Below are 20,901 nucleotides of genomic sequence, written 5' to 3'. Positions count from 1 at the left end.
AGATATGTTCAATATATTGGTTGTGGATGACGAACCATTGATTTGTAAAGGATTGAGCAATTTATTAGCTTCATCCGGGCTGGATATTTCTAATATCTATACAGCTAATAGCGGATTTGAAGCGCTAGACTGTATCCGTATGGAGGAGATTGATCTGCTCGTTACAGATATTCAGATGGGTGCGATGAGTGGAATTGATCTGATGCAGCATGCAAAACTGGCCAAACCATGGGTACAGACCATCGTGATTTCTGCTCATGAAACGTTTCAATATGCTCAAATGGCCGTTAGGCTCGGGGCAAAGGACTATTTAATCAAACCTTTAAATAGTGAGCAATTTTTGGATTCGGTCCGAAATGTGCTCCTTAAGATGGGGAAGCCCTCACCAGAACTAGATGTCTTTATGTCTGGAATTAACGAAAGCTTTCGACTGGAAGAGCCGTTGCCGGAATATAGTAAGTTCTTGAACGAATTGCTCATTGACCCTGGGGTTGTACTAGCTGAGGCAGATAACCTGCAGAAGCTGGATAACCTGAAGCTACAAGGGCCGTATTTTTCCGTCTTAAAACTTAAGGTACCACTAACTGGAGTGAACCAGAATAAGCAGTATACTTTGCGGGACAGACGGCTTCTTTGTTATGCTGCGCTGAACATTGCCAAAGAATTAATGGATCAGGAATGGAACTCGATAGCCTTTTATGCGCCGGATGGAGAAATTACGATCATTATCCAATGGGATGAAAAAAGCTATGAGGATTCTTCTGCCGGCCAAATCAACAGGCTAGATATACTTGGTCGTAGTCTTCATTTTAATATCCATAAATATTTACATCTGAATGTGGTCATTGGCATTAGCCAGATTTTAAAGGGGCTTTCGTTTATGGCCGTTTTGAACCGTCAGGCCTCTAATGCAATTCTCTGGAATAATGAGCATAGTGACCATTACGTGTTCTATTATGGGGATTTCAATTGGAACAGCTACACGAGTGATCCTTCTGTAGAAGAACTACATACTCATAGCAATCTGATCGTACAAAAAGCAAAAGAATATATTGACGAGAACTATGCTCAAAAAGGACTTACTATTCACGATGTGGCTAAGAAGAATCATGTTAGCCCCAATTATTTGAGCTACCTGTTTAAGAAAAATACAGGTTATAACCTGTGGGAATATGTAATCAAGCTCCGGATGGAAGAAAGCCGGGAAATGATTTTGAATACCGATCTTCGCAGATACGAAATTGCGGAACGTGTGGGTTATGAATCGCCGGAACATTTTAGTAAAATTTTCAAAAAATATTATGGAATTAGTCCAAGCGAATTGAAGAAGTAAAAACACTCATGACTTCGGTAGATATAGACATGTTCAGTACAACCCTCATTTCCTACAATTTAAGGTAGGAAGCATTTTGCGAAAAATGCTGAAAGAACAATGGAATGAGGGAGCCTGATGAATCAAACCGCAGTAGTAACCGAAAACCCGGCGACGCTGAAGGGGACACCGTACAAGCAAAACCGCTGGAAGAAAAACTTTTGGGGATATATGTTCCTCGTACCTGCCATTATTATTTTTATAATGTTCTTATGGGTTCCAATTTTTAAAGGCTTACTGTACAGCTTCTACCATGTTGATTTTGTTAAAGGAAACAGCTTCGTAGGCTTTGAGAACTACAGTAGAGCACTTAGTGATCCAGATGTCCTGACCGCATTAAAGAACACTGGGTATTATATGTTCCTATGTCTTATTATTGGATTCTGGGTTCCGATTGCTTTTGCCATCATGATCTCAGAGCTGAGAAAGTTTGGGGGCTTTGTACGTGTAGCGGCTTACCTTCCTTTCGTAATGCCTGGTGTGGTTCTCTATGGACTATGGAGATGGCTTTATGATCCGGTCGGCCCAATTAATGCATTACTAGGCACGTTGGGTGTGGACCAGGTTGCCTTTTTAACAGATACAAGATGGTCGATGATTTCTCTTGTGTTTATGGAGACATGGCAACAGTTCGGATCAGGGATGCTAATATACTTGGCTGCTGTACTTAGTATTCCAAGAGATTGGTATGAAGCCGCTGAAATTGATGGAGCTGGTGTGTGGGCACGTATAAAGTACATCACCTTGCCTTCACTCCGTAATTTAATCTTTTTGATGCTAATACTACAAGTTATTGGTACTTCACAAGGGTATCAGTCACAGATGGCACTGCTTGATGGTGGGCCGAATAACACTACGCTTACCTATGCGCTGTTGATCGTAAAATATGCTTTTACAAGACTCGATTATGGAACAGCTACTGCGCTTGGCATGTTAATGTTCATTGTCCTGGGTGGTTTGGGCATTTTACAGTTCAAGCTTAACAAGGAGGACTACTAAGATGAAGAGCGCAGATAGAGGAATTCTTTCAGAACACGATTTGAAAAAAACAAGTAATAAGATCGTTTATGGTTTGATGTGCGTAGTCATTTTGGTTATGGTTTTTAGCATGCTGTACCCGATTTGTATGACGTTATTCAACGGGTTGAAGTCGAATCAAGAAGTGAATTCATTCCCGCCGCATTTTTTCCCTCAGGAATGGCACTTCAGTAATCTTAAAGACGCGATGAATTACATTGATCTACCCATGTTCCTTAGAAACACCATTTATATCTTTTTAGGGAATATGGTCGTGACGCTTGTCGTATTGGGAATGTCAGCTTTTAGTATTTCTCGTATGAATGTTCCTTACAAAAGAGCGATTTATTTCTTCTTTCTGATGACATTATTTATTCCGGCGACCAGTTACATGATTCCGAACTTTGTCAATCTGAAGGAGCTTGGATTGCTAAATCAGTACGCGGCCTTTTGGTTGCCAGCGGGAGCGAACACGTTTTACTTTCTATTGCTGAAGAACTTTTTTGACGGAATTCATCCAGAAATCTTTGAAGCAGCACGAATTGATGGGGCCTCTGAGCCGAGAAGCTTTTTCTCCATTGCCGTGCCACTATCCGTTCCGATTTTTGCTACATTAGCAATCTTTATCTTTTCTACTGCATGGAACGACTGGTTCTGGCCATCTTTGGTTATGCACAGTGAAGAGAAATATACGCTTGCGACAGCCATTTATAAATACGTTATTAATGTGAAGGCACTCAATACTAATATTAAGTTTGCAATCCTGTTTATAGTATCCTTGCCTCCAATCCTTGTCTTCTTGATTTTCCAGAAATTCATTATGCGTGGGGTTGCTTTGTCGGCCGTGAAAGGATAAGCAATTATCGACGAATTTACCCATGGATCGTAAACATGCACATGAAAGGAATATAAATGCACCTCGTTTGTAAACGGTTTCTAATTTATGATCGATAGGTAAGATAATTATGAACTGAAAAGGGGAGTTTCAATGCGTAAGTACTCTAGCGTTCTACTAAGCGTACTTGTAGCCGGATCGTTGCTATCTGCTTGCAGCGGCAACAATAACGGAAACACAGCGGGGAACAAAGGCGGGGAAGCATCTACTGCGCCAACAAATGCGGTAACGGATAATACAGCAACTGCTACGGATGCGCCAGTGGAGGACATTACTCAAAGAAAAGTGACGATCAAGATCCACTATCCAACACCTGACTTGACTGAAGTGAGAGCGCAAGAAGATGACAAGATTAAGCGTTTCCAAGCTGAATATCCTAATGTTGAAATTGTTAAAGATGACTGGCAGTACAATGTAAGTGAAATCGGAATTAAAATGGCTGCGAATGAAGCACCAACCTTCTTTAACACCTACGCTACAGAAGCTAAATTCCTGGTGGAAAAGGGCTGGGTTGCTGACATTACGGATCTTTGGAACAAATATGAATTTAAGGATCAAATTAACCCAGTACTGCAAAATCAATTCATCATTGATGGTAAAGTTTTCGGCGTAACTCAAAAAGGTTATGTAACAACTACTATGATCAACAAAAAAATGCTGGATGACAAAGGCGTTGCAGTCCCACCAATGGATTGGACTTGGGATGATATGCTGAATACGGCTAAAGGCGTAGCTGATGTCAAAAAAGGCATTTCCGGTATTGCTCCAATGGGTAAAGGTAACGAAGCAGGCTGGAACTGGACCAACTTCCTGTTTGAAGCTGGCGGTGAAATTCAAAAGGTTGAAGGCGGCAAGGTTGTAGCTACATTTAATTCCGACGCTGGTGTTAAAGCACTGGATTTCTACAAAAAACTTAGATGGGAAGCTAACGCGATTCCTCAGGACTGGGCACTTGGCTGGGGCGATGCTGTAGGCGCATTCCAACAAAGTCGTACAGCTATGGTAATGGCTGGATCCGATGGCGTAATCGAGCAAGCACTGAATCAAGGCGGACTGAAACCTGAGGATGTGCTCACATATCCAATGCCTGCTATGGAAAAAGGCGGTAAGCACACCGGGGTACTTGGTGGTGATTACCTCGTTATTAATCCGAATGCAACACCAGATGAGCAAGAAATGGCATTCCGTTATATCACATTTGATTACTTCTCTGATAAAGGTTTGGAAGCCCTGGATGCAGTTCTTCAACAACGTACAGCTGATGGCAAATACTTTATCCCGCCACTCTTAGATTATTACTCCGCAGATTCTGAGTTTGGTAAGAAGACCAAAGCGGTTTATGACAAGTACACAAATGTATACCAATATAGCCCTGATATTATGGGACTTTTGGATGGTAAACCTGAAGCTCAATACAACACACAGGACTATTACGCAACTATGTCCAATGTTATTCAAGAGCTGTTCTCCAAAAAAGGAACGGATTCCAAGAGCCAGCTAGAAGCAGCAGCTAAAACAGTGCAAGAGAAATTCTTTGATACGATTAAAGCGGAATAGGCAAGTGAAAAAATCGGTCCCTGTGGGCCGATTTTTTTGTTGTGATGATTTATAAATTTATAAATTATCAGAAATAGTGATAATCAACTGGAAATTATTATGGCGTAGGAAAATCGTAATTTTTTGTGCTGTAAGGGATGGTTTTTTTGAGTGAATATTTAGAGATATGGGATAAAATGGGTCTGGTATTTTGCTTATCAAAGTATAATTCTAAGATTTTAAGGGATTTATACTACATAATATGGTAAAAAGACTATTATATGATCGAATGAAAGCGCTTTGAAAACAAATCAAAAAAACTTTATACTTTGTGAAAGATTTCACTATACAAGGTAGAAATCATGTGATAAGATAAATGTGTAGAGAAAAACAACTAAAAATTGACAGGAGGACGAGGGAGATGGCAGTTAAGAATGAAGTCGCCGCCCAAGTTAAACAAGTTACCGCTGAAGAGTATATACAGAATTTAGTGGATAAAGCGAAAAAAGCGCATGAGGCGTTCATGGCGCTAGATCAAGAGCAAGTTAACACAATCGTTCATGCAATGGCGTTGGCTGGACTCGACAAACATATGTACCTCGCAAAATTGGCCGTCGAAGAAACAGGACGCGGCGTATACGAAGACAAAATTACGAAGAACATCTTCTCGACAGAATATATCTGGCACGGAATTAAATATGATAAAACAGTAGGCGTTATTGAAGATAATCCATATGAGAACTTTCAAAAAATTGCTGAACCCGTCGGAATCGTTATGGGCATCACTCCAGTAACCAACCCAACATCCACCACGATGTTTAAAGCGTTGATTTCGATTAAGACACGGAACCCTATTATATTCGGTTTCCACCCATCTGCGCAAGAGTGTAGTGCTGCAGCAGCTAAAATTCTTCGTGATGCAGCCGTGAAAGCTGGCGCACCTGAGAACTGTATCCAATGGATTGAAATGCCAACAATGGACAAGACAAATGCTTTGATGAACAACCCAGACGTTGCTCTTATCCTGGCAACTGGCGGATCTGCAATGGTAAAAGCAGCTTATAGCTGTGGTAAACCTGCTCTTGGTGTAGGCCCTGGTAACGTACCAGCCTTCATTGAAAAGAGTGCTGATATTGATCAAGCGGTAACGGACATCATTCTTTCTAAAACATTCGATAATGGTATGATCTGTGCTTCCGAGCAAGCGATTATTATTGAAGAACCAATCTTCGACCAAGTGAAGAAGAAAATGATCGCTAATGGCTGCTACTTTGTGAATAAAGAAGAAGCTGGTAAGCTGACTAGCGGTGCAATGAACGTTGATAAATGTGCGGTTAACCCAGCAATCGTTGGTCAATCGGCAGTGAAGATTGCTGAAATGTGTGGCATTCAAGTTCCTGCCGGCACAAAGATTCTGGTAGCAGAACTCGAAGGCGTAGGCACTAAATACCCGTTATCTGCAGAAAAATTAAGCCCGGTTCTTGCTTGCTATAAAGTTAAGAATGCTGATCAAGGTATCGAACGCGCAGCTGAAATCGTTGAATTTGGCGGTATGGGTCATAGCTCGGCTATCCACTCCAACAACGAAGAAGTGATCATGAAGTTCTCTAACCGTCTACAAACAGGACGTATTCTCGTCAATTCGCCTTCGACACATGGCGCTATCGGCGATATCTATAACACTAATATCCCTTCACTGACACTGGGCTGTGGATCTTATGGTCGCAACTCCGTATCGCAAAACGTTACAGCAATCAATTTGATCAACGTGAAAAGGGTGAATCGTCGTACCGTGAATATGCAATGGTTTAAAGTACCTGACAAGATTTATTTTGAAAAAGGCGCTACTCAGTACCTGACCAAAATGCCTGATATTACACGTGTTGCAATTATCACTGACCCAATGATGGTTAAGCTTGGATATGTTGAAAGAGTTGAGCATTACCTGCGTCAACGCCAAACTCCTGTAGCTATCGAAGTGTTCTCTGAAGTTGAACCAGATCCATCGACAACTACAGTTGAAAAAGGTACTGCAATGATGAATAGATTCCAACCGGACTGCATCATCGCACTTGGCGGCGGTTCTCCAATGGATGCTGCAAAAGGAATGTGGTTATTCTATGAACATCCAGATGCAGACTTTAACGGTCTGAAACAAAAATTCATGGATATCCGTAAACGGGTATACAAATTCCCTAAACTAGGTAACAAAGCTAAGTTTGTAGCGATTCCAACTACTTCGGGTACTGGTTCGGAAGTCACATCTTTCGCAGTTATTACCGATAAAACAACGGAACAGCACACTAAATATCCTTTGGCTGACTACGAATTAACTCCAGACGTAGCTATCATTGATCCTGAGTTCGTCTACAGCTTGCCAAAAACGGCTGTTGCTGATACAGGGATGGACGTATTGACACATGCTATCGAAGCTTATGTATCTGTTATGGCGAGTGACTACACTGATGGTTTGGCTATCAAAGCGATTCAATTGGTGTTCCAATATCTAGAAAGATCCGCACTCCAAGGTGACAAGCTTGCTCGTGAGAAAATGCACAATGCTTCGACATTGGCTGGTATGGCTTTCGCGAATGCGTTCTTGGGTATTAACCACAGTTTGGCGCATAAATGGGGCGGACAGTACCACACCGCTCATGGTCGTACTAACGCGATCCTTATGCCACACGTTATCCGCTACAATGCTAAAAAACCTACGAAGTTCGCTTCGTTCCCTAAATATTCGCATTTCGTAGCTGATGAGCGTTACGCTGAAATTGCCCGTATTCTGGGATTGCCAGCTCGCACAACTGAAGAAGGTGTGACTAGCCTTATCAATGCGATTCGCGATATGAATAAAAAATTGGGTATCGAAGAATCGTTCCAACAACTGGGCTTTGACCCTAAGGACTTCGAATCCCGTGTAGATTACTTGGCTGACCGTGCGTTTGAAGATCAATGTACAACTGCCAATCCTAAGCTACCATTAGTATCTGAACTTGCTGATGTATACCGTAACGCATTCTACGGAAGATTTGATAATTAACAAATGGTTAAATAGAGAATAGGATAGTTGTGGACTTAGATAAAGGTGACAAATATCACTCGAAAGGTGATATTTGTCACAGTGTTTTTATAGAAAATAAACTAGAATGTTTATATAAACAACGGTCCCGCATATGAAATGTTGATTGTGAAATTTGGAACAATCACATCTTTTGGGGATCACGAGACACGGGATCAACCTTCAAGCCCGCGATCTCTACAAATATAATAAATATAGATGGAGGGATTTAGCATGTCGGTGATTGAAAAAGAAGTAAATGAAGTGAAATCCGGTTGGAGAAGTTTTGCAAAAGGTAAATGGTCCAAGAAAGTTGACGTTAACAACTTTATCGCTAGTAACATTAAACCTTATGAAGGTAACGAAGAGTTCCTCGTAGGTCCTACTAGTAACACAACTGAACTGTGGAAGATTATTTCCCAGCTGAGCAAGGAAGAAAGAGAAAGAGGCGGCGTATGGGATGTTTCCCTAGATACTGTCTCCACAATCACTTCACATGCTCCAGGCTACATTGACAAGGACAAGGAACAAATTGTAGGCGTACAGACTGACGCTCCTTTCAGACGTTCTATCCAGCCATTCGGCGGAATCAAGATGATGGTCGATGCTACGAAGGCTTATGGCTTCGAGCTTCCACAAAACATCGTTGACATGTTCACGAACATTCGCAAAACGCATAACCAAGGCGTATTTGATGCATATACACCAGACATGAGAGCAGTGCGTAAATCCGGCGTTATCACAGGTCTTCCTGATGCTTACGGCCGCGGACGCATTATCGGCGACTACCGCCGCATTGCTCTGTACGGTATTGATTTCTTGATTAAAGACAAAAAACAACAACTAACTGAGCTTGAAGTTGATTCCATGACTGAAGAAGTAATTCGTTTGCGTGAAGAGCTGTCCGAGCAAATTCGTGCACTTGGCGAATTGAAAGAAATGGCGGCTGCTCACGGTATGGATATTTCCAAACCAGCGACGAACTTCAAGGAAGCTACGCAATGGGTATACTTTGGATATCTGGCCGCGGTTAAAGAACAAAATGGTGCGGCGATGTCCCTGGGACGTGTATCCTCCTTCCTAGACATTTATGCAGAACGAGATATTGAAGAAGGTACTTTGACTGAAGAACAAGTACAAGAAATTGTCGACCATTTCGTAATGAAATTGCGTATCGTGAAATTCTTGCGTACACCTGACTATAACGATCTGTTCTCCGGCGACCCTACTTGGGTAACTGAATCCATCGGTGGTATGGCTGAAAATGGAACCACTCGTGTTACCAAGAACAGCTTCCGTTTCCTGAACACCCTGTACAACTTAGGTCCGGCTCCGGAACCGAACTTAACTGTTCTGTGGTCCGAAAAATTGCCTGAAGGCTTCAAAAAATATTGTGCTAAGGTTTCTATCGAAACTAGTGCAATTCAGTATGAAAATGACGATCTAATGCGTCCGTACTGGGGTGAAGATTACGCTATTGCTTGCTGCGTATCTCCAATGCGTATCGGTAAACAAATGCAGTTCTTCGGCGCTCGTGCCAACCTGGCAAAAGCTTTGCTGTATGCTATTAATGGTGGTAAAGACGAAAAATCCGGAGCACAAGTTGGGCCGGAATTCCCAGCGATCACTTCTGAATATCTGGATTATGATGAAGTAATGAAACGCTTCAAACCGATGATGGAGTGGTTGGCTAAGACTTATGTTAACACTTTGAACATCATTCACTATATGCATGACAAATATTCTTACGAACGTATCGAAATGGCACTGCATGATCGCGACATTCTGCGTACGATGGCTTGCGGTATCGCTGGTCTGTCCGTTGCAGCTGACTCGCTGAGTGCTATTAAATACGCGAAGGTTAAACCAATCCGTAACGAAGAAGGTATTGCAATTGACTTCGAAACGGAAGGCGAATTCCCTTGCTACGGTAACAATGACGATGCTGTAGACAACATCGCAGTAGAATTGGTTGAAACCTTCATGTCTATGATCCGTAAAAACAAAACATATCGTGATGCTGTACCGACTCAATCGGTATTGACCATTACTTCGAATGTTGTGTACGGTAAGAAGACAGGTACAACACCTGACGGACGTAAAAAAGGCGAACCATTCGCACCAGGTGCTAACCCAATGCACGGACGCGACAAGAAAGGTGCACTGGCTTCACTGAACTCTGTAGCCAAACTGCCTTACTCCGATGCCCAAGATGGTATCTCCAATACGTTCTCCATCGTACCTAAGGCACTAGGTAAAGACGATGAATCCTGCAAGTCTAACTTGGTACACATGATGGACGGATACTTCCATAACAACGCGCAGCATTTGAACGTTAACGTATTTAACCGTGAACAGCTGATGGACGCTATGGATCACCCAGAGAATTATCCACAATTGACTATCCGTGTATCCGGTTATGCAGTTAACTTCATCAAGCTGACTCGCGAACAACAAATGGACGTAATTAACCGTACTTTCCATGGTTCAATGTAAGTTGTTTATATTTATAAAGATCTTTCATTGAGATATGCACTAAAATAATTGCAAGGAATTACCGCTCTTGTTTCAAGGGCGGTAATATCTTGTTTAAGAATCATTAAAATTTTAAATTTTACGGTCGCGTTTAAGGAGAACACAGTCTTATGGGCAGGGGTTCTTCTTCGTGAAAGATGGACTGTTAGTCAGTCGTGGAGAAAGGATGACATCCTATGATTAAAGGTCGCATACACTCCTTGGAAACCTTTGGAACCGTTGATGGGCCTGGTATTCGATTTGTCTTATTTATGCAAGGGTGCTTGCTGAAATGCCAGTATTGCCATAACCCTGATACTTGGGCTTTAGATGAAGGTAAGGAAATGACTCTAGAAGAAGTACTTTCGGAGATCGAGCCATATTTAAACTACTATCGTTCATCCGGTGGTGGGTTAACTGTATCCGGCGGAGAACCAACTTTGCAGGCACAATTTGTAAAGCAGTTATTTACGGAAGTTAAAAAGCGTTGGAATCTGCACACTACATTAGATAGTAATGGTTATAACGAAGGTGACAAGATTAATGACTTATTGGATGTTACGGACTTGGTGATGCTTGATTTGAAGCATATTGATGAAGAAGCACACATTAAGTTAACTGGTAAATCTAATGATCGGACCTTGAAGCTTGCGCGCTGGCTGTCAGATCATAACCGTAAGATGTGGATTAGACATGTATATGTTCCAGGCATTCATGACCGTGAAGAGGATCTTATCAATCTGGGTCGATATATTGGAACCTTAAATGGCGTTGAGAAATTTGAAATCTTACCTTATCATCAAATGGGTATCTATAAATGGGAAATGCTCGGCAAGGCTTATGAATTGGATGGAGTGCCATCCCCTACGGATGAAGAAGTTCAGCGGGCGTACCGCTTAGTCGAAGAAGGTCGCAAGCAGACAGCGTTGGTATAATTTATATCTACATTAAGTGGAGCCGTTCCTTTAGTGATTTACTGCTGAAGGAACGGTTTTTTTGTTATGAGGGACGTCTGATGTCATTAAAAGGGGTAATTTTGTGTTTTACCTTTAAAAAAATGATATATTTCCAGCTATTAATTAAGGAGTTGGAAATACATTATGATAGATTTTATGTCATTTAATTGAGTTTTTATTATTATTTTCTAAGTATATGTATGACTAATCCACGCTGTTTAGCAGATAATCGTAATTTTTACTAAAATAAAGTTATGTTATATTACACGTTGTGTAGTTGATTCCGCTTTCATTAGAGATTTTTATCCCTATAGTGGATGAATCTTAACCTTACGAGAATGGAATCTGTTTTCTATAATAAGAAGTGTAAAGCACAACATTATATGGGGGGTCACAAGAAATGAAAAAAGGTATGACTTTGCTATTGTCCCTGATTTTTGTATCATCAGCTTTACTGGCAGGTTGCGGAAGCAACAACAATGCATCTTCTAACAAAGGAGATGGAAACGCTACCGCGACGAATTCAGCGGATGCTACAAATGCTCCAGCAACAGAAGAACCTGTAAGTAGCGAACCGTTCGAAATGACGATTCGTCACACTCAAATCGGTGCCGACAAACAGAAGCGTTTAGCAATTCTGCAAGAAGTAGTGAAAAAGGTAGAAGGCGATGTACCGGGTCTGACCTTTAAGCTTGATGGAGTAGATTCAGATGTAAACCGTAAAGAAAAATTACGTGGTGAAATGGCTGCAGGTAATCCACCAGAGATCTTCGATCTTTTCGGAAGCCCTGACTCTAAGATCTATGCTAAAGAAGGTAAATTACTCGATCTGACTCCAATCCTAGAGGAACTTGGAATTAAGGATAAATTCTCAAATCTTGATCCTTTCACTTATGAAGGAAAAATTTACGGATTGCCTATCGGTGGATCTGGTGAAGGTTTCTTCTACAACAAAGAGTACTACAATAGCAAAGGCTGGAAAGCTCCAACAACATTTGCTGAATTGGAACAACAATTGGCTGACATCAAAGCTGACGGAAAAGTACCTTTGGCTGGTGCATCTAAGGCTGGTTGGGTACCGCTTATGCTAGCCAACCACTTGTGGTCACGTTATGCAGGTCCAGATGTAACCGCTAAGTTTGCAACAGGTGAAGCTAAATGGACTGATCCAAACGTTGTAAAAGGTTTTGCGAAGTACAAAGAATGGGTTGACAAAGGATACTTCAAAAAAGGCGAACTTGGTTTCGAGTATGCTGAATATACAACGCAATTCACTAGTAGTGAAGCAATCCTCTTGTATGATGGTACTTGGAAATCTTCCGTATTTAAAGAAGGACAATCTGGCGAAGGTTTGATCGGTAAAGTTGGATTCTTCAATATTCCTCCAGTTGATGGTGGCGTAGGCGACCAAACTGCATTGATGCGCGATGTAAACAATGGCTACGGTTTCTCTGCTTCTGCTGAAAAAGATCCACGTCAATTGGCTGCTGTGAAGTCATTTATCAAAAACCTATTTAATGAAGAAATGCAATTACGTGGACTGGTTGAAGATGGCGTATTGCCAGCAATGAAAATTGACCAAAACGTTCTGAACGAAAATATTACGGATGATCTGATGAGCGAAATCGTTGGTGTACTTAATAACTCACAATCTTCGTTCCCAGCATTTGACTCACTTGTTCAAGCTGATGTAACTACAGAAATCAGTAACATTCAAATTCAAAAGCTAATTGGTGGTCAGACAACTCCTGAGAAAATGGGCGAAGCATTACAGAAGGTACAAGAAGAAGCAAACGCAGCAGTTGAATAAGTAGCTGCAAATTGAATGTACCCTGGTGCCAGAACCAGGGTACATTTTTAAACTCAAAGAATTTATGTGTTTGCAAAGATCTAAAACATTCATTGTTCGCCAGATGTCAAAGCAACCGGAGGTAGTCATGAATAAAGCACTAAGAAATCCATTGGTATTTTTCCTTTTTATTCTTCCAGCACTGATCTTGTTCACGATGTTTTTCATCTATCCCATCTTTAGTTCAATCTATTACAGCTTTACTAGCTGGAACGGGGTATCTGACACAGTCAAGTCTGCCGGTATCAGTAATTTTGAGAAGGCATTAGGAGACGAACGATTCTGGATATCTGTCAAAAATAACGGTTTCTTCATTCTTTTCTCTTGTTTTGTACAGGTACCGTTAATCATATTCTTCTCGTTATTGATATCGAATGTAAAGAAACTGAAAGGCTTATATAAGACAGCGGTCTTCATGCCTTCCATTATGTCTACAGCAGTTATCGGTATTCTATGGGGCTTCATTTATGAGCCCAACATTGGACTTTTAAATAAGGTTCTAGGTTTAGTGGGGATTAATCCAATTTACTGGCTGTCGGATGAAAAATTCGCAATGGTATCGATCCTGATCACGAATGCTTGGCAGTGGACTGGATTCTATATCGTAATGGTACTGGCAGCTATTCTGTCGATACCAGGTGAATTGGATGAAGCAGCTGCCATTGATGGCGCAACTGGATTCCAACGTGCTACACGCATCACACTTCCGCTAATCGTTCCGATCATTTCTGTTGTAATCATGTTATCCATTGCAGGGGCAATGAAAGCGGCGGATATCGTCATTGTAATGACTAAGGGTGGACCTGCAGGTTCAACCGATGTAATGGCAACCTACATGATTAAATATGCAATTACGAACTTTAAATACGGGTACGGTAACACCATCGCAGTCCTGATCTTTGTATTTACATTGGTGGTTACAGCCGTTTATCAGCTGCTGATAGCCCGACGCACAGAAAGGATTGAATACTGATGCCACGCGCCCTGAAAAAGAGTCTGCCCCATGTCGCACTATTGTCTTATCTACTAGTTATTCTATTTCCTTTCCTGTTCGTGTTATTCTCATCTGTGAAAAAGGATAACAATGCGATAGCGCTTAACCCTTTTGGGATTCCAAAGGAGTTCGTTTTTGGTAACTACGTTGAAGCTTGGGTAAACGCCAAGATCAGCACCTACTTTTTTAACAGTTTGTACATTTCCATATTAGCTTCTGTAGTGTCTATCATTCTAGCTTCTATGTTTGCTTTTGCGGTAACACGGATGCGCCAAGGCAAATGGAATACGATTTTGTTCACGCTAGTTATGGTGGGAATGCTCATTCCAAACAACGCATTGATGCTTCCTATTTATACGATTGTACGCAAAATGGGAATTCTGAACACACACTGGGCGTTGATTATTCCTTATATCGCGAATGCAATTCCATTTACGATTATAATATTGGCTGCATTTATGCGTTCGTTACCTAGAGAAATTGAAGAGGCTGCGGTCATGGATGGGTTGAAGGCACCGGGTATCTTTGCTAAAATTATTGTACCTCTAACCGTACCTGCCATGGTTACTGTATTCATTGTTAATTTCCTGGGCAATTGGAATGAATTCTTGCTGGCAAACTACTTCCTATCGAATGACGAACTGCGGACGCTCCCAGTGGGTATGGTTCAATTCCGCGATCAATATCAGATGAACTATGCACAAATGTCAGCGGGTATCGTCTTCAGTGTGCTTCCAGTAATTGTTATCTATGCGATTCTACAGGAAAAAATTATCGAAGGCGTAACAGCGGGCGGCGTAAAAGGATAACTTTTTTCTCAGTCAGGAGCACTAGCCGATGAATTTGCGCTATAAATTATTTACGGCATTTTTGGGCCTGATAATCATTCCCTTATTTATTCTAGGCATGCTTATGTTCTTTGTGACTTATAACTCTATTGAGAAGAAGTACAGCCAGCAGTCGGAATACTCACTTAAAGCTATTAGTTATAGTATTTCAAATGTGTTAAAAGATATGGATAACGTTACAGACAACGGAATTGCTACCTCGGTTTTTCATATGGCACTTAGCGCCGAAGATCCTTCTAATCAGGATTTGACGGATGCTGAGCAACTCAGTTTGAATGCAAGCCAGCGCAATTTCCGTAGTCTGTTGTTTAACCATCCATCGATCAGTTATGCTTTTTTGTACAATTTTAACGGTAGAGGTAACTCTGAAATCGTGTCGCTTTTTAATAAGGAAAATTTCCGAACGCTACCCTATGATACTTTCAAAAAAAGTGATTTGTACCAGGAAGTAATGGATTTGAATGGCGTGCCGAAATGGCTGGCTCCTCATGAGTATCCTGAACTTACAGGAACTGAACCTGTGTTTACACAAATTCGACTCGTGAAGGAACTGAGCTTCTTTCAGAACATAGGTATCCTTGTTGTACAGATCAAAAATTGGGAGCTCGAATCGATATTTCGCAATTTAAAAATTGGGGATAGCAATCAGGATGTTTCGTTTATGCTAGTAAATGATGATGGAATGATTCTATTTGACCCAGATCAAAAGCTGGATGGGCAAGATATTCAGTCATTCGCGAATAAAGAGATTACCTTCAAAAAAGGGTTTCAGAGTTTTAAAACAGAGTATAACGGGGAGAAGAGTATTCTCTCCATGTATCATTTGAAGGATTATCCTTGGAGTCTAGTGTCTGTAACCTCATGGGACTCTTTATCTCGAGAAGTTACAGTATTTGCACGCTGGTTTGTGGGGGTAATCTTCCTTTGCTTTTTGGCAGCGGTGATCTTCAATCTATTCTTTATGAATCGCATTACTGGTGCAATAGCAGTAATTGTTCGTTTTATGCGACGTGTTGAGGATGGAGATCTAACTTCGCGGGTAGAAGTGAAGGGGAACGATGAGTTAACGCTTCTTGGTAAGGGCTTTAATGATCTTATGGATAAAATTAACCGGTTGTTTAACAGAATCCATTTGGAACAGCGTCGCAAGAATCAAGCCGAGATGCGTGTTCTGCAGGCTCAGATTAAACCGCATTTTTTATTCAATACGTTAGAGTCGATTAATGTTCTGGCTATACAGAATGAAGGCAAGAAAGTCAGTGAGATGGTCTACCGACTGGCAAGTATTTTACGTATTAGCATTCAGGATCGAGAAGAAATTACACTGGATGAAGAGGTTAAACATCTGCGCAATTATTTGGATATTCAAAAATTTAGATTTGAGGATTTATTTGAATACGATATTGATATCCCACAAGAATTGATGAGTTGCGGTATTTTAAAGCTTACTTTGCAACCGCTTGTAGAGAATAGCATTCAGCATGGATTTGAGGGTATAGATTACAAAGGTCAAGTTTCTGTGAAAGTTTGGGAGAAGCAAGGGGACTTAATTTTACGAATTGAAGATAACGGTATTGGAATTACACCATCGCAGTTGTCTATTTTCCAATATATTGTGAATGATCCTGTGGAGCAAGAGGTTGAAGTTGAACGGGAAAACCGGATGAATCTTGAACGCAGAGGTCTTGGCATACGCAGTGTAGCGGATCGCATCCGCATTGAATACGGTGACAGATATGGAATATTTATTTGTTCCAGTCCAGGATATGGTACTATTATTCAATGTGTCATACCTAAATACGAGCAGGGGGAAGATCATTATGCTAAAAGTATTATTGGTAGATGACGAAGCCCCAATTCTGAATAATCTGAAAAGAGTGTTACCATGGCAGGAGATGGGGATGGAGGTCGTCGGTATGGCGCGAAGCGGTATGGACGCCTTGCGCATTGCTGAAGAGGAGCAACCCGATCTTGTGTTGAGTGACATTCGTATGCCAGTGATGGACGGATTAACTTTTGTAGGAAAGCTGCGGGAATTGGGATTGGATAGTGAGGTACTGCTTCTTACCGGGTATCAGGAATTTGACTATGCACGGGAAGCGATCCGGCTCGGGGTAAGAGAATACATTTGTAAGCCGATACATTATGAGGAGCTCGGCAATAAGGTGCGTGAGATCGGAGCTAATATCCGTAGTAAACAGTTTAAGAATAAACTGTACAATAGTATCCCTCTATTTCAGGAGATTCCTGAAGTTGACAATGGTAAAAAAACGCCGGATCAGCTAATGAACTTGGCTGCTCAATACATCACTGAACATCTTCATTCAGATATCGGGATTGAGGAAGTGGCGAATAAGATCGGCATTAGCGGCAGTTACTTCTGCCTCTTGTTTAAGAACCGTTTTGCAATGACTTTCGTGGAATACGTAACACAACAACGAATTGAAGCAGCTAAGTTTATGCTTACTAACAGCGATAAAAGCATTACGGTGATTGGTTCCGGAGTCGGTTATCAGGAACGACGTTATTTCACGAAGGTATTTCAGAAGCAGACGGGGATGTCTCCTAAGGAGTATCGTGATCGGTGCCGGAGTGAAGTATTATGAGTCCGGCGGCGTGTGGTGAGGTTTAGGCTGGCCAGTATGGTGAGAGTCAGCGTCACTGCGAGGAATGTTTGGACTTCCGGTCGCTGTTATCCTCAGATTTCTTGATTAGAAACCGCTCTTTGCGGTTGAAATCCGAGGATAAAGGCGAACGCTCCGCTCCTACAGTTCCAAACTTCCTCTCCGTTCCTTCTCCCTCACCACACTTCGTTGTGGATATGGGGTCGTCCCACTCCTACAGACGTGGGGACTCCTTGGGGAAAGTGAAGACTATCGATCAGCCTGCGGCTGCGATAGAAGGGCGAAAGAGTATCGACCAGCCTGTGGCTGTGATAGAAGGGCGAGGGGCCTATTGGACCAGTCTGCGGCTGTGATAAAGGTACATAAGATTAAATGATTTAAAACATAGAGATGATTATTCTTAGTTATTAAGGATAATCATGTCTTTTTTTTATATAAATGGAATATGATCCCTATACTGCTATATCAATTACCAGAAAGGGATTCTAGGCAGTGCCTGGGTTGGGATAGCGAGCTTTTTGTTCTCAATGGAGGCAGCTTGGACCATTACAAGCACAACGCTTTCGTTCTTTGGAGTAGATCCAAATGAATGGTATTTATAGTCGCAGTATTAGCCGGGGATACTTGTGATAATAAAACTGTGGAATCTCATATTTTTCGGGTAGCGGATGAAAGGTTATTTTTGCTTGTTTTAATACTGAGTTAATCTTTCTTTACTTTAAAATGAAACTTTTTGCGGCCGGATGCGTCTAATACTATGTTTTGTTATAACGAACGTGGCAAAAAGCAATTCTTCCGCTCTGATGAGAGCGGTTGCGTTTTTGCGGGGAATATAAGAGGCGTATGAAAAAGACAGAGACCTACTTATATTTACAAATAGGAGCAGAGGAGTTATATCATGGATTTAAAGAAATTAACGTTAGTTGCTGTTTTGGCCGTATCGCAGGCCGCCTCGGCAGTGCCGGCTTTTGCTGAAGCTGTCAATAATACTTCAGGTAATACGAATACAGTAGGAACAATTGTTTCCTCTGTGACGGATGTAATGCCAGAAGCTACAGACCCATTGCCACCATTGCAAACTGAGGGGCCAGGGGGAGTGTTATCACCTACACCAACTCCAATTCCTGCGGCAACAACTGAACCGACGACTGAACCTGCGACAACAACTGAACCTACATCAACAACCGAACCAACGGCTACACCAATTCCTACTGCAACACCTGTAACCACTACACAGCCTATACCAACGGATGGTGTTCGTGCTGCAGCTAGTAATCAGCTTGTTCTTATGATGAACAGCAACAAAATGTATCAAAACGGCGTTGAGTATTTAGCTAATCAGCCAATGGCCGTGAAGAATGGTGTCTCATACGTTTCGATCCGAGCTATGGTGGAACGCGTAGGTGTGAAATACATTTACGATTATAAAACGAAAGAGACCATTGTTACCAAAGGAACCGATGTAATGCGCTTTAAGACGGACAGTAAGATCTATTCCGTTAATGGTAAAAATGTGACGATGAAAGGTCCAGCTTACCAAACCAATGGTACATTCATGATTCCTTTGACGTCCATCACCGGGGCATTAGGCATTCCTTATACGGTTGATAATGTGCAAAAACGAGTGATTCTTACGTTGAACACGAAGCCTAAAGCTTCTTTTACAGTGCCAACTGAAATTTATGCTGGTGATCCTGTGAATTTTGTGACTTCTAGCTCATCACCGAATGGTACGGCCATTGTCGATCAACGTTGGGACGGAAATAAGCAGGATGTCTATGATACACCAGGGGTTTATGTAGTATCCTATTCCGTTATGGATGCGAATGGACAGTGGAGCGATCCTTACTCCGTGACCATCAATGTACTTAAACCAAATACACCTCCAGTTGCTAATTTTACTACTGACAAGGACTCCTACAAGATGGGTGAAATGATCACTTATTCGGATCTGAGCAGCGATCCAGACGGTGATCCAATTGAAGTGACTTGGACGAACAAAGCAGAAGCGTTCTTCACTCCAGGTCCAGCAACAGTAGCCATTCAAGTCAAAGATTCACATGGCGCAATCAGCACTTTTGAGAAGACTATTAATATTTCAGATGAAATCTTGTACAGTAAAGAAGATTTCTATAGATTATTCGGTGCTCCAGGTAGCGTATTTAACATCGACGGATCGATGGTTCCAACTTGGCAGAAGGTAGCTTATAATCTTTCTTCTGAGCCTTATACCCTTATCCGCAGTAACAGTCCAGAAACAGTGAATACGGAAGGGATCACGTATAAAGAAACATCATTCGGCGGAACTCGCTTCTTGGTCCACCACAAGAATAATATGAATATCAAAACGAAGGTGTATGTGATTGCTAAGAATAACAATCTGTACCCTACGACAATTACAACCGAGTATGTAGGCTTTGGCGGTCCAAACTCTTACCCTGAAGGTACTGGCAAAATGTCTGTTCAGCGTTACTGGGAATCAATGCAGACTAGAAAAGATTATAAGACAACGGTCCTACAACCAGGAGAAAGCGTCTCGATTCTTACGGATCTAAACAAAATTGCCATGAAACCAGGCGAAATTGTATCACTACAAGCGGATTTATTTAGCGATTATCCTATTGAATATAATGTCATGATGATCGATGCGAATAAAGATCCTTTAACTACACTTCCTACACTTCCAATATTGGATCGTGATGGGGTGCATAACCGGGGAACTTATGCTGATTCTACGCGCATCATCACGGTTACCGACGAAGTGGGAACAACTCCTGCGAGACTCCTTCTCGGTGACAATTCGAGTGATTTGAATTTGAGTGGTGTAGATCCAATGAATGGTACTGAAGCATCCAATGCAGGTAATTTCGGCGTGTTATACAAAATCAAATTCGAGCGTGTTGCACCTAATTCCTTGATTACGTTTAATCCACGTGGCGGTAATTATATGGGACCTGTCTTGGTTAACGGTCAAATCGTACACATGCCGACATCGGGAAGTCTCTCTAGTGCTGAAATGAACAGTGTGATTTATCGTACTGGTGATTTTGGCGGCTCCGTGGAAATTTTGTTCACAGCAGCTTCTGGTAGTAACTTGCCGGTGAATTTCCTGGTTACACCACTGCCAGCGAAGAAATAAAGCTTTTTGGGATTCACCTGAAATAAAAGTCCGGCTGAATATTCCGTAAAGGAATACTCAGCCGGACTTTTTGTATTTAAATGTATGAATTTAAAC

The 20,901-nt window shown here is 41.6% G+C and carries 14 protein-coding genes; all 14 read left to right on the top strand.

Annotated elements, in window-relative coordinates; genetic code table 11:
* Positions 1 to 4: 4 nt before the first annotated feature.
* The 14 genes from M2444_RS07950 to M2444_RS07885 all read left to right on the top strand — a co-directional run bounded on the left by M2444_RS07950 (position 5) and on the right by M2444_RS07885 (position 20,805).
* Positions 5 to 1,333 (top strand): response regulator, encoded by a 1,329-nt coding sequence (locus M2444_RS07950; protein ID WP_094873731.1) that lies wholly within the window; start codon positions 5 to 7, stop codon positions 1,331 to 1,333.
* Between the two features lie 117 nt (positions 1,334 to 1,450).
* Positions 1,451 to 2,371, top strand: a complete 921-nt coding sequence (locus M2444_RS07945; protein WP_094877975.1) for a carbohydrate ABC transporter permease — start codon at positions 1,451 to 1,453, stop codon at positions 2,369 to 2,371.
* Position 2,372: 1 nt separating this feature from the next.
* Positions 2,373 to 3,245: a carbohydrate ABC transporter permease gene (locus tag M2444_RS07940; protein WP_094873727.1), complete on the top strand. Its 873-nt coding sequence runs from the start codon at positions 2,373 to 2,375 to the stop codon at positions 3,243 to 3,245.
* 132 nt (positions 3,246 to 3,377) lie between these two features.
* Positions 3,378 to 4,841: an ABC transporter substrate-binding protein gene (locus M2444_RS07935; RefSeq protein ID WP_094877976.1), complete on the top strand. Its 1,464-nt coding sequence runs from the start codon at positions 3,378 to 3,380 to the stop codon at positions 4,839 to 4,841.
* Between the two features lie 400 nt (positions 4,842 to 5,241).
* Complete coding sequence (gene adhE / locus M2444_RS07930) at positions 5,242 to 7,863, top strand: bifunctional acetaldehyde-CoA/alcohol dehydrogenase (protein ID WP_280786670.1); 2,622 nt, start codon at positions 5,242 to 5,244, stop codon at positions 7,861 to 7,863.
* 252 nt (positions 7,864 to 8,115) lie between these two features.
* Complete coding sequence (gene pflB / locus M2444_RS07925; protein WP_280786669.1) at positions 8,116 to 10,377, top strand: formate C-acetyltransferase; 2,262 nt, start codon at positions 8,116 to 8,118, stop codon at positions 10,375 to 10,377.
* A 215-nt stretch (positions 10,378 to 10,592) separates the two neighbouring features.
* Positions 10,593 to 11,330, top strand: a complete 738-nt coding sequence (gene pflA / locus M2444_RS07920) for a pyruvate formate-lyase-activating protein (RefSeq protein ID WP_042190523.1) — start codon at positions 10,593 to 10,595, stop codon at positions 11,328 to 11,330.
* Positions 11,331 to 11,751: 421 nt separating this feature from the next.
* Entirely contained in the window at positions 11,752 to 13,161 is a 1,410-nt protein-coding gene (locus M2444_RS07915; protein ID WP_094873719.1) for an extracellular solute-binding protein, read from the top strand.
* A gap of 127 nt (positions 13,162 to 13,288) precedes the next feature.
* Positions 13,289 to 14,173, top strand: coding sequence for a carbohydrate ABC transporter permease (locus tag M2444_RS07910; protein ID WP_094877979.1), 885 nt, complete (start codon positions 13,289 to 13,291; stop codon positions 14,171 to 14,173).
* Positions 14,173 to 15,003 carry a carbohydrate ABC transporter permease gene (locus M2444_RS07905; protein ID WP_094873715.1) on the top strand — a complete coding sequence of 277 codons (831 nt, stop codon included), beginning with the start codon at positions 14,173 to 14,175 and terminating at the stop codon, positions 15,001 to 15,003. The genes M2444_RS07910 and M2444_RS07905 overlap by 1 nt, the downstream gene beginning before the upstream one ends.
* Positions 15,004 to 15,031: 28 nt before the next feature.
* Positions 15,032 to 16,888: a cache domain-containing sensor histidine kinase gene (locus M2444_RS07900; RefSeq protein ID WP_280786668.1), complete on the top strand. Its 1,857-nt coding sequence runs from the start codon at positions 15,032 to 15,034 to the stop codon at positions 16,886 to 16,888.
* Complete coding sequence (locus tag M2444_RS07895; protein WP_094873711.1) at positions 16,863 to 17,648, top strand: response regulator transcription factor; 786 nt, start codon at positions 16,863 to 16,865, stop codon at positions 17,646 to 17,648. Before M2444_RS07900 ends, M2444_RS07895 begins: the two co-directional genes overlap by 26 nt.
* 68 nt (positions 17,649 to 17,716) lie before the next feature.
* The gene (locus tag M2444_RS07890; protein WP_280786667.1) at positions 17,717 to 18,019 is read left to right on the top strand and encodes a hypothetical protein; all 303 of its coding nucleotides are present in this window, start codon (positions 17,717 to 17,719) and stop codon (positions 18,017 to 18,019) included.
* Positions 18,020 to 18,564: 545 nt separating this feature from the next.
* Positions 18,565 to 20,805 carry a stalk domain-containing protein gene (locus M2444_RS07885; RefSeq protein WP_280786666.1) on the top strand — a complete coding sequence of 747 codons (2,241 nt, stop codon included), beginning with the start codon at positions 18,565 to 18,567 and terminating at the stop codon, positions 20,803 to 20,805.
* Positions 20,806 to 20,901: the final 96 nt, after the last annotated feature.

This window comes from Paenibacillus sp. PastF-3 (genome assembly GCF_029893135.1).
Lineage (GTDB): Bacteria > Bacillota > Bacilli > Paenibacillales > Paenibacillaceae > Paenibacillus_AQ > Paenibacillus_AQ nitricinens.
The sequence above is the reverse complement of the archived record's forward strand: the minus strand, read 5'-3'. Positions and strand labels throughout refer to the sequence as shown.